The following is a 10,708-nucleotide window of genomic DNA, read 5'->3' on the forward strand; positions in this document are numbered from 1 at the left end:
CGAAAACGTGGATAAAATTTGGCTAAAAAATTACCAGGAAGGCGTCCCGCACGAAATTGACCGCGGTGAGTATGAGCGCATTCGCTCGCTTGCACAGATGATTGACGAGTCCTGCCTGCGTTTTTCAGACCGCGTTGCCTATGAAAATCTTGGCTCAACGCTCACGTATGCAGAGTTTGACCGCAAAAGCCTCGCTTTTGCCAAATATCTTCAGCAGATTGGCTTGAAAAAAGGCGATCGCGTAGCCATCATGATGCCAAACGTATTGCAATACCCGGTGGCACTATATGGCATCCTGCGTGCAGGTGGAGTTGTAGTCAATACCAATCCCCTTTACACCAGTGATGAGCTGACGCACCAGATTAACGACTCAGGTACCGAGATTATTGTCGTACTTGCCAATTTTGCGAAGACGGTTGAAAAGTCACTGCCACACACCGGACTGAAACATGTCATCGTGACAGAAATTGGCGATTTGTTCTCGCCAATCAAGCGTATCATCGTGAATGCCGTCATTCGCCATGTGAAAAAGATGGTTCCTTCCTGGTACATACCAGATGCGGTTTCCTTTAACGATGCCTTGAAGCGTGGAGCACAGGGCAGCCTTCGTGAAGTTTCTCTCTCGCATGAAGACATCGCCTTCCTGCAATACACCGGAGGTACAACCGGTGTAGCAAAAGGCGCCATGCTCACTAACGGTAACATGGTTGCGAATGTGCTGCAGGCCTATGGGTGGATTTCGCCACTTAATCTCGGTGAAACCGATATTATCGTTACCGCCCTGCCGCTCTATCATATTTTCTCACTGACCGCGAACTGCCTGACGTTCCTGCGTGAGGGTGCCAAAAACATTCTGATAACGAACCCGCGTGATATTCCGCATTTTATCAAGGAAATCAAAAATTGCGGCTTTACCGCCATAACAGGCGTTAATACCCTTTTTAATGCCATGATGAATAACCCGCACTTCAGCGAAATTGACTTCTCTAAAGTGAAGCTCGCTTTGTCTGGTGGCATGTCACTGCAAAAGAGCGTTTCGCTGCGCTGGCACGATATGACGAAATCGCGCGTACTCGAAGCTTATGGGTTAACGGAAACCAGTCCGGCAGTCACCATCAACCCAATGTACCTCGAAGAGTATAACGGCAGTATTGGTCTTCCCATTTCCTCCACGGACATCAGCATTCGTGATGATGATGGTAATGAACTTTCAATTGGTGAATTGGGAGAGTTGTGTGTTAAAGGACCACAGGTCACACCGGGTTACTGGAATCGCCCCGATGAGACAGCAAAAATCTTTACCAAGGATGGCTATCTCCGAACGGGCGACATCGCTCGGGTAGATGAAGACGGCTTTGTCTACCTCGTAGACCGGAAAAAGGACATGATTATTGTCTCTGGTTTCAACGTCTATCCCAACGAGGTTGAACAGGTCATCGGCATGCTGGCGGGTGTAATGGAAGTGGGCGTTGTAGGCGTCACCTCTGATGAATCGGGGGAGCGCGTTAAGGCTTTCATTGTCAAACGCGACCCTTCTCTGACAGAAGAAGATGTCATTGCCTATTGCCGAGAGCATCTCACCGCCTACAAAATCCCGAAAATTGTGGAGTTTGTGAGTGAGCTTCCGAAAACTAACGTGGGTAAAATCCTGAGGCGTGCTCTTCGTGATATGGGTAAGGAATAACGTATCAGTCACTATGATGGTGTCTTAAGCGCATAAGCGCTTAAGACACTTACACCAGTGTTATTCAGGACTGTATTCCGCAGAAATCCTGAAATTTCCACTTTTTGTATCCGAAGCTTTATCAGCCGCGTCTTTCGGCAACTTTTTAACCTCAGGGGTTGAAGTGCCGTTGATGGCGTCTTCCATACTGGCAACATCATCACGCGCATCCTTTTCCTCTTCAAAACGCTCTGAAGAGGTACGACCTGAGCTCTTGAAAAACTGCGTCAGAAAACGAAATGGCGCCAGCAGCATGGTTCCGTAGCTGTGTGTGCCTGCATCAATGCTGCGAAGTGCAACACGCTCCACATCATCCGTATGGCGTAAAAACACTTTTTCCAGAACGCCTGTATGACGATGATACATTTCATCCAGATTTTTGTTGCGTTCACGTTCTTCTTTAAGAAGATTCGCCTCAAGATCCCGATGTGACTCACAAACCGCACTGCGCCGCTGCTGCATCTGCAGGAGTTCCGCATCATACGCCGCGACTTCCCGGTCAATTTCTTCGCGCAGCCTGTCACACATGTTTTTACGCTCGTGGGACAAGTCGCCTGCAAGAATGGCATCGGATTCCTTGAGGCTCAGCCCCGAGTAGCGCATGATTAAATCGCTTTTCTTTTGTAAAATTTCGTTAATGCGCTGGTCGTAATACTGTATCGACTCCTTGTTGGCGCCAAGGATTTGATGGTGATTGTTAAAACGCTTTTCACTTTGCATCTGCTCACGAAGCTTCTCGAGTTCTTTGGTTTCACGCGAAAGCGCGCGCTGCTGCGCAAGATCGTTAAGACGCTTGTCGCGGCTCAATATCAGCTGACGGATAAAAACGGACAATGCCGCCACGGCACCGAAAGCTACGGCGCAGATAACTGTGATGGTAATCGGATCCATGATTAGTCCTCCCGCTCAAGATGCACCACCTGCGTATGTATGGCGATATTAAAATAGCGGTTAAAATCTTCCCATGACTCCACATCAGGCCACTGTGATTCCATATCACACATGCGGAGCATTTCAGCTTCAAACACAGGTCGCCAGTTTGCGCGCAAAAATGGCTTAATATCCGAAAGCGTTGAAAAGTTTCTGACAACCACTGTTGCATTTTCAGAAAGCTGTGTCAGATTGACCCGTTCGAGAATATCAACAAGCTCACCATTCCCTTCAACAGCCGACTTCATCCATTTAAGCAAAACGGTTTTGGGGCGCACTCGAAGCAGCTGCACGGCATCTTCTAAACGGTCTTCAAAGAGTACCATCTGGCTGTGCATTTCAAAGCGGAAGCAGCAGAGAAAATCCAGGAAACTGCCTTCAAGTTCGCAATTGGCCTGCTCGCCCAGCCAGCGTTGAATCTCATGGCGAAACATCCTTGGAAAATGTCGCTCAATTTCATCGAGTGTTGCTTCATCATTTGCTTGCCGCCGAATAACATACGCGGTATTATCAGTCTGCAGCAATGGCAGCACCGGCAGCTCAACACCGGGTAATTGTGAAGCAAGGAATGACAGAAAAACGGGAGTGGGTTTAAGGATAATGATTTCCCATTCGCTTGGTTGCATAATGCTCTCCTTGGTATATAATTACTCTTTTTGAGTATAAAACCTGAAAAGCTACATCCAAATCATTAACCACTTTTTTTGAAGCGGACTATCAGGTTACCACCCTTGCTGCTTATTTAGCAAGCGTTATTTGGATTTTTTTTTGGGATGAGCCTTATGTCAACATCTCGCGCACTTGCCTGGACCGTCTGGGTAACCGCTTCCCTGTTCTATGCCTACCAGTATATTTTACGGGTCATGCCCAATGTAATGCTCTCCGACATCATGTACCAGTTCAACATTGACGCCGCACTTTTTGGACAGTTCTCGGGTGTTTATTACATAGGCTATTCCCTGATGCACCTGCCTATCGGCATTATGCTGGACCGCTTTGGCCCCCGCAGGGTTTTGCCGGTGTGCATCCTGCTCACTGTAGTTGGACTGCTGCCGATGCTCTACTCCAGCGCATGGATATATCCAGTGCTTGGTCGCGTCATGATAGGAATAGGTTCTTCAGCGGCCATTCTCGGAACATTCAAGATTATCCGCATGACCTTTGATGAATCGCGCTTTACCCGCCTGCTCAGCTTCTCAGTCACCATTGGTCTCCTGGGGGCAATTTATGGCGGTGGCCCCGTTACCTATCTGTATAACGCACTGGGATACCATGCGGTCATCAAGATTTTTGCAATCACCGGCTGTGTGCTGGCAATTGTTACCTGGATACTGGTACCCAACATGCGCGCAGTCCCGCAAAGCTCTATTCGAGCAGATTTATGGGAAGTGCTGACAAACCGCCGTATTGTCTGGTCCTGCATTCTGGCGGGAATGATGGTGGGGCCACTTGAGGGGTTTGCAGACGTATGGGCCGCCGCCTTTCTGAAGCAGAACTATGGTTTTGATCAAATCATGGCAACGAGCCTCCCCTCTGTCATCTTTGTGGGCATGTGCTTTGGTGCTCCGCTCTTGAGTCTGGTAGCAGAAAAAACGGGTAATTATCTGGCAACTATCGCCGGATCAGGTCTTGTTATGGCGGGAGCGTTTTTCTCCCTCATGATAAGTTCACCATCGCAGTTTATGGTAGCAATGGTGTTTGGCATTATCGGCGTATGCTGTGCCTATCAAATTCTTGCCATTTACAAGGCTTCCACATGGGCGAGTGAACGTGTTGCGGGATTAACAACCGCCATTGCCAACATGATAATCATGAGCTTTGGGTATGCCTTTCATACGATAATTGGACTTGTGGTTAAATCACAGGGCGGGCCTCAGGTTCCCGGAGCAGTTAACCTTGGTGTGGCAATTATACCAGTAGGACTTGCCATTGGGGCGCTGGGCTTTTACATGCTGCTGTTTCGTGAACGACGTGAGGAAGATGTGGAAGCGCTTGCGGCATAAAATGTGTCGCGAGAGCCAGTCCTCGCTCACGCCAGTTCCTGACGCCTCGCGCGTCTTGCAAGCGCATCTACTACTTTTTCAAGACTGTGCACATGTGGCTCTGTCTGTTCAACGATGGCCTTACTGCGCTCTTCACAGTACTGTTTGACTTCCCGGTCGGGGAGAATATAAAACACATTATTTTCAGCGGCTTTTACGATGTGCTCGGCAACCTCATCAGCCGAGCGCGCACGCGTCAGCCAGTCTGCCATGACAGACTGTACGGGGTCAGCGTCTGGCGATTGCTTCAGAAACGCCGTATTAACAAAAGAGGGACACACAACAGACACCTTGACGTTTTTTTCATGGCGGCGCAAATCAAAATGCAACGATTCAGACAACGCAATCAGCGCATGCTTCGACATCGCGTAGGACGCAACGTTAGAGCCGCTGCATAAACCATAAAGGCTTGCCATGTTTATGATGCGCGAGGCATGGGTCTGCTCGAAAAGCTTCGGAATAAACGCCTGGATACAGTGGAGCGCACCAAAAAGATTGATATCCATCACACGCTTGAGTGACGAAATATCCTGCTCCCATACAGGTGCGAGCTCACCGGAAACCCCGGCATTATTAACGAGCCAATCCACGCGCCCAAAACGTTCGAACGTCTTCTGAGCAAGCTCCATCGCACGCGAGGGATTGGAAACATCGCAAACAACACCCATCACCTCAGAAGTTTTAGCATCTGAGGACAGCGCTTCAACAGCATCGCAAAGAGCGGTGACCGCGTTGTCAGCCATCACCACGTCATAGCCGCGATGCAGGCATGTTTTGCTGAGCGCAAGCCCAATGCCGCTGGCCGCTCCTGTAATTACCGCAACCGGGCGTTTGTGGGTCATGATGACGGTTCCATCGTTCAAGGTAAAATCTGAAGCCATTTTATACAAAAATGAAAGGTTTTACAAAAGTCTCAATCCAGCAGTCTATCAGGGCGCATCCTCATTCCTTAGATGTGGCTGCAAATGTATATATACATGCAACCAACCTGCCTTGATATAAAGATTGCGGTAACACAGATGGGAACGCGTATGTCGCGCCAGCACTGTCTTTTGATTTATTCACAGTGTGCTTGTGGCCAGGGAATGAGGATACATCCTGATAAACGCTGTATTTCTGGCGATTCATCAGTGTTGCGAATGAACGCAAACACCGTTGCTGCTGCTTCAAGTGAAGCCCAAACGCATATTTTCACGCGCCCGTTTGCGTGAATGATATTCTGACACATACAAGCGGCATACAAAATGCCCTGCATACAGGTTACTCACCTTGAATTAAAGCATGCGTAAATATTCCGGTAAGCACGCATGCTTTAATTCAAGTGTCTTTATGAATGCACAGACTGAGGAAAAGCCCTATTCGCAATCGACCACGACAACGTCCTGCGCCTTAAAGCCCTTAGGACCGCGCTCCAGGATGAAGGTGACTGCAGCATTTTCCGGCAGGGTTTTAAAACCAACGCCCTGTATATCTTTATAATGCACAAAGATATCGTCTCCGTTGGTGTTGACAATGAAACCGAATCCTTTTTTATCGTTAAACCATTTAACACGGCCTGACTCACGTACCGACATTTCGCTATCCTCTCTCATCACTAACCTGCATACTCAAAGCATCCTTTTCCAAGGATGCTGGACACTGAGGCTCTGCCAGAAATTCAATGCTTCCCGACAAGTCTCACAATATCCCCAGCAACAAGCATAACAGTTTTTTATTGATTGTTAAGGATTTTTTTGCCTGGATTGCACTTTTCATCCTGTCATGCAGAAAACATGACGCATTGGCGGGCACATTGTGTGCAATGGTGGCGGATTCCCTTTCGAGGCAATTTTTGCTACCGTCAGCATACTTTAAACATACATGTGGCTGCGCGCCGAAGAGGAGTAGCACTTCATGGAAGCATCTAAAACAGCGTTTATCCGTCTCGCGCTCTCACGCCAGGTTTTGCGTTTTGGGGCATTCACCCTCAAATCGGGACGTCAGAGTCCGTATTTTTTCAATGCCGGCCTATTTTGTGATGGGAAAGCATTGCGAGAGCTTGGACGGCATTATGCCGATACCCTTCTTGCTCACCGTATTCCCTTTGAGCACCTTTTTGGCCCGGCCTACAAAGGCCTGCCGCTTGCCACTGCCACCGCTATCGCACTGGCTGAACGTAATGTTCATGCAACGGTCACCTTCAACCGCAAAGAAGCCAAAGACCATGGTGAAGGAGGCATGCTGATTGGCGCCCCACTTTCTGGTAATACCGTCATGATTGACGATGTCATTACCGCAGGTACCGCGTTTCGGGAATCGAAGCAGTGTATTGCCGCGGCTGGAGGGACGCTGACGGGGGTAGTGATTGCTTTAAACCGCTGTGAGCGGGGTACCGGAACACAATCCACCCTGCAGGAAATTGAGGCACAGGGTATCCGTGTAGCCTCCATTATTTCATTTTTTGATTTGGTGGAGTACCTGGATTCTGCGGGTGAACATGCCCACAAAGACGCCCTGCTGGCCTACCACGCGCAATATGGCGTTGATGGATAGCGGTTCCAGACTCTTAGAGGTAATCACAGGACATGCAAACTGTCGAACCTGCAAGGGTTTTGATTTTAAAGCGGGTATCTGAACTTTGGCGCAGTCTTATAGTCGACCATTTAAAGAGTTGAACTTATTGGTTACTCTGCCTTATAATGCTTCAGTTAGTCCAATTAATAACGCAGCAGAATACCCCCCCAGTGTGTGTTTCCAGCCTTAACAGACGCTGGCGTATTCGAACTTAGCAGGAGAATTACGTTGACAAATTACGCAAAACGCGCGACCAAGGGTACACAGGCAATTCTGTGGGGGCTTGCATCCACAACCTTTTTCTTGACTACAAAACCGCATTCTGTCATTCAAAGACCTCTCGTCGGTGAAAACTGGCCTCTGCCTCTGGGTGCCATTGAAGCAGCCCAGGCACATTTGAGCGAAAGAACGAAGCATAAAATGCGGCGCGCCGTGTATGGTCGGCAACGAACTGAAGAGATGGAAGCTGAATTAGCGCAAAATCCAATTGCCCCCAATCTTTAAAGTGTCTTCAGCAGGCAGCATTCTGGCCGCCTGCCCAATTGTCCAACTCGCTGGATTAAGAGCACACCCGAATCCATTTTTACTGAAGCATTGAAAATGCGCCGTTTATGCCGTTCATGGCGAGCCGGCTTTTAAGCGCTTCAGACATTTGACGATTGGCAAAAGGCCCGACGCGCACGATGTAGCGGGAATCATATTTTTCAACGAACACCGGTGATGGCGTCAGACTGCCAAGTTTTTCCCGCAGGGCCTCAGCATAGCGCTCGGTCTCGAAGGCACCTGCCTGCAGGTAGTAGTGCGCCTCTCGCGCCTTTCCAGGACCCGCGACATTCAACGCTTCAATCTCTACCGGCGCTGTTCCCGCAGGAAAAAGGCCGAGTTTAACCGCGGCGCCATACGATAAATCCATTACGCGGTCAGCATGAAATGGGCCTCTGTCATTGACTTTGATAATAGCTTCAAGCCCGTTATTGAGGTTTTTCACACGCACATAGGTTGGCAGCGGGAGCGTTTTATGGGCGGCCGTCAGGGCATACATGTCATAAGGTTCGCCGCTTGAAGTGCGTTTGCTGTGAAATTTTGTGCCATACCATGAAGCTATGCCGCGCGTTTTATAACCACCTGAACTGGTCATTACCTCATAGGTGCGCCCATCAACCCGATAGGACGCAGGATTGCCATAACGACTGACCGGCTCGTCCCTGGGCTTGACCTCTTTAAAGGACGTTGGAACCGGGCCTTTGGGCGCGCTGTCCTTTTCCGTTGGCGGGCCGCTCCAGGTACGTGGCGGATGGTAGGGATGCGCCTTGGAAAGATCTGGTGCAGGAGGCTCTGCGGTTTTACAGGCGGCTAGAAAAACTACAGGAATAAGCAGCGCACAACGTCGCATGGGATAAATTTCCGTTTTTACGGAGACTATACAACGCATGGGTCAGAATTTGAAGCCTCTTCATGTTCTTAAAACCCAGGATTGTACACCGGACATTTTCATGGCTTTCACAGGTGCTCATTTTATCGGTAACGCAAACGGGCACGCAGACGTTCACGTAATTGTCGCGCAAGCGCGGTTGTTTGATTTTTTTTTTGCAGTGCGCATACAGATTTGCGTAGAGTTTAGAGCTGCATTATCTTCAGGACGTGTTAACTGGCCGTTACTGTTCATCCAAACAGAGCGCGAGAGCGCGTACCTTCACGTGAACGTCTGCGTGCCCGTTTGCGTTACCGAAATCTTCGCTTCAATGCCGGATAGATGCACCTTTGCACGTGTCCCTGAAAAATTGTCCGGTACAAAGACCCAGGATGCCTGGGGCGTTTACAGACATATTATGGAATGAGGACACGCCCTGGTGTTTAACGTCTCGAACCAGTTGGTGACCGGCGTACCCTGTGTTAAGATAAGGTCATTTTGTAACTCTGGAATGTGTTGAAATGAAACGGCAATTTTTTTCTCTGCTAATGTCACTGGCACTGCTGCAGCCTCTTTCTATTCATGCTGAAACCACCCCTGAAAAGCCGCAGGCAACCCTGCCACAGCTGCCTAAAGCCTCTACTCCGGCGCGGCCGCTCATTACGCCCACCGCACCTGCCCTCAACGCGAAGGCCTTTATTCTCATCGATGTGGACAGCGGCAGAATAATTGCAGAAAAAAACAGTGACGAGCGTCTGCCGCCTGCAAGCCTTACTAAAATCATGACGCTCTATGTCATTTCAAACGCCCTGAAGAACAATCAGATTCATCTGACAGATACGGTTCGTATCAGCCATGACGCATGGAAAACCGGCGGCTCACGGATGTTCGTCAAAGAAGGCCAGCTCGTCCCCATTGAAGACCTCGTCAAGGGCATTATCGTAGATTCCGGTAACGATGCCTGCGCGGCAATGGCCGAACACCTTGGTGGCAGCGAGCAGGGTTTTTCGGACATCATGAATCAGCAGGCGCAGTCACTTGGCATGAAAAACAGCCATTTTACCGACAGCACCGGCCTGCCGGATAAGGATCACTATTCCAGTGCGCGCGATCTCGCCGTTCTTGGACGCGCTCTTATTCGCGATTTTCCGCAGTATTACCACTGGTATAAAATGAAGTGGTACAGCTTTAACGGTATTCGCCAGCCAAACCGCAATCGTCTGCTGTGGCGTGACAGTAATGTTGATGGCGTTAAGACTGGCCATACCGATGAAGCCGGCTACTGCCTTGTGTCTTCGGCAAAACGCGACAACATGCGTCTGCTTGCCGTTGTTCTTGGTGCGCCGAGCGAATCCGTGCGTGCAGATGACAGCGAACGCCTCTTAAACTACGGCTTCCGGTTTTTTGAAACGCATTCCCTGTATGATGCGGGTAAAACCATTACCGATTTATCCGTTTACAAAGGTGAAAAAACCACTGTTCCGGTGGGTCTGCGCGAAAATCAGTATGTAACCATCCCCGCCGGGCAGTATCAGCGCCTGAGCATCACCACCAAGGTCCCTAAACTCCTTGAGGCTCCCATTAAAAAAGGCGACAAAGTCGGTGAACTGATAGTGAGCTATGAAAACAAACCCATCTCTACCCAGGCGGTATATGCACTTGACTCGGTAGAAGAAGGCGGTATTTTTACCCGTCTCAAGGACTCTGTGCGTCTCATGTTTCGTCGCTGGTCGGATGACTGAGCACGCAACAGATTGAACATGACCCCCTGGAGGCGATTGTGACAGACAAAGAAACCCTGCTGAGCTTTCCCTGCGATTTTCCCATTAAAATCATGGGGAAGGCGACGGATGCGTTCCTGATGGACATCACCCGGATTGTGAAGCACCATTTTCCAGCGGTTGATGAAGCCTCCTTTCGCCTGCAGCCAAGCCGTGAAAAGAATTATCTCTCAGTGACCGTCACAGTGCCGGCAACTTCACAGGAGGGTCTTGATGCGCTTTATGAGGAGCTGACCCAGTATCCTGACGTGCGCATGGTGCTCTGATG

General features: G+C 49.5%; 11 protein-coding genes. 6 read left to right on the forward strand and 5 right to left on the reverse strand.

Features of this window, described 5'->3' with window-relative positions; genetic code table 11:
* The first annotated feature begins 7 nt into the window (after window positions 1-7).
* Window positions 8-1,684, forward strand: coding sequence for an AMP-binding protein (locus tag E4T54_RS02145; protein WP_028387091.1), 1,677 nt, complete (start codon window positions 8-10; stop codon window positions 1,682-1,684).
* Window positions 1,685-1,744: 60 nt separating this feature from the next.
* On the opposite strand, the gene E4T54_RS02150 is transcribed toward E4T54_RS02145, so the two are convergent.
* Window positions 1,745-2,614, reverse strand: coding sequence for a hypothetical protein (locus E4T54_RS02150; RefSeq protein WP_051551016.1), 870 nt, complete (start codon window positions 2,612-2,614; stop codon window positions 1,745-1,747).
* Between the two features lie 2 nt (window positions 2,615-2,616).
* On the reverse strand, window positions 2,617-3,279 hold the full coding sequence (locus E4T54_RS02155; protein ID WP_028387090.1) for a hypothetical protein: 663 nt from the start codon (window positions 3,277-3,279) through the stop codon (window positions 2,617-2,619).
* Window positions 3,280-3,435: 156 nt separating this feature from the next.
* On the opposite strand from E4T54_RS02155, the gene E4T54_RS02160 reads away from it, so the two are divergent.
* A complete protein-coding gene (locus E4T54_RS02160) occupies window positions 3,436-4,656 on the forward strand; it encodes an MFS transporter (protein WP_028387089.1) in 1,221 nt (406 codons plus the stop codon).
* 26 nt (window positions 4,657-4,682) lie between these two features.
* Here E4T54_RS02160 and E4T54_RS02165 read toward each other — a convergent pair whose 3' ends face one another.
* Window positions 4,683-5,537 (reverse strand): SDR family NAD(P)-dependent oxidoreductase, encoded by an 855-nt coding sequence (locus E4T54_RS02165; protein ID WP_028387088.1) that lies wholly within the window; start codon window positions 5,535-5,537, stop codon window positions 4,683-4,685.
* Between the two features lie 513 nt (window positions 5,538-6,050).
* Window positions 6,051-6,269 carry a cold-shock protein gene (locus E4T54_RS02170; protein WP_028387086.1) on the reverse strand — a complete coding sequence of 73 codons (219 nt, stop codon included), beginning with the start codon at window positions 6,267-6,269 and terminating at the stop codon, window positions 6,051-6,053.
* 319 nt (window positions 6,270-6,588) lie between these two features.
* Between E4T54_RS02170 and pyrE the strand changes: the two genes are divergently transcribed.
* Both pyrE and E4T54_RS02180 read left to right on the forward strand, forming a co-directional pair.
* Window positions 6,589-7,227, forward strand: a complete 639-nt coding sequence (gene pyrE, locus E4T54_RS02175) for an orotate phosphoribosyltransferase (RefSeq protein WP_028387085.1) — start codon at window positions 6,589-6,591, stop codon at window positions 7,225-7,227.
* A 249-nt stretch (window positions 7,228-7,476) separates the two neighbouring features.
* Window positions 7,477-7,752 carry a hypothetical protein gene (locus tag E4T54_RS02180; protein WP_028387084.1) on the forward strand — a complete coding sequence of 92 codons (276 nt, stop codon included), beginning with the start codon at window positions 7,477-7,479 and terminating at the stop codon, window positions 7,750-7,752.
* Window positions 7,753-7,831: 79 nt separating this feature from the next.
* Here the strand turns inward: E4T54_RS02180 and E4T54_RS02185 are convergent, their stop codons facing one another.
* Window positions 7,832-8,641: a septal ring lytic transglycosylase RlpA family protein gene (locus E4T54_RS02185; protein WP_028387083.1), complete on the reverse strand. Its 810-nt coding sequence runs from the start codon at window positions 8,639-8,641 to the stop codon at window positions 7,832-7,834.
* Window positions 8,642-9,207: 566 nt separating this feature from the next.
* Between E4T54_RS02185 and E4T54_RS02190 the strand changes: the two genes are divergently transcribed.
* Window positions 9,208-10,401, forward strand: coding sequence for a D-alanyl-D-alanine carboxypeptidase family protein (locus E4T54_RS02190; protein WP_051551023.1), 1,194 nt, complete (start codon window positions 9,208-9,210; stop codon window positions 10,399-10,401).
* Between the two features lie 38 nt (window positions 10,402-10,439).
* Entirely contained in the window at window positions 10,440-10,706 is a 267-nt protein-coding gene (locus tag E4T54_RS02195; RefSeq protein WP_028387081.1) for a YbeD family protein, read from the forward strand.
* Window positions 10,707-10,708: the final 2 nt, after the last annotated feature.

It is taken from the genome of Legionella geestiana (assembly GCF_004571195.1).
In the GTDB taxonomy this organism is placed as follows: Bacteria; Pseudomonadota; Gammaproteobacteria; order Legionellales; family Legionellaceae; genus Legionella_B; species Legionella_B geestiana.

Excerpts from the sequence above, each read along its gene's own strand:
- E4T54_RS02155 (WP_028387090.1), bottom strand. The coding sequence starts at position 3,279 with ATGCAACCAAGCGAATGGGAAATCATTATCCTTAAACCCACTCCCGTT.
- E4T54_RS02150 (WP_051551016.1), bottom strand. The coding sequence starts at position 2,614 with ATGGATCCGATTACCATCACAGTTATCTGCGCCGTAGCTTTCGGTGCC.
- E4T54_RS02190 (WP_051551023.1), top strand. The coding sequence starts at position 9,208 with ATGTCACTGGCACTGCTGCAGCCTCTTTCTATTCATGCTGAAACCACC.
- E4T54_RS02165 (WP_028387088.1), bottom strand. The coding sequence starts at position 5,537 with ATGACCCACAAACGCCCGGTTGCGGTAATTACAGGAGCGGCCAGCGGC.
- pyrE (WP_028387085.1), top strand. The coding sequence starts at position 6,589 with ATGGAAGCATCTAAAACAGCGTTTATCCGTCTCGCGCTCTCACGCCAG.
- E4T54_RS02170 (WP_028387086.1), bottom strand. The coding sequence starts at position 6,269 with ATGTCGGTACGTGAGTCAGGCCGTGTTAAATGGTTTAACGATAAAAAA.
- E4T54_RS02185 (WP_028387083.1), bottom strand. The coding sequence starts at position 8,641 with ATGCGACGTTGTGCGCTGCTTATTCCTGTAGTTTTTCTAGCCGCCTGT.
- E4T54_RS02160 (WP_028387089.1), top strand. The coding sequence starts at position 3,436 with ATGTCAACATCTCGCGCACTTGCCTGGACCGTCTGGGTAACCGCTTCC.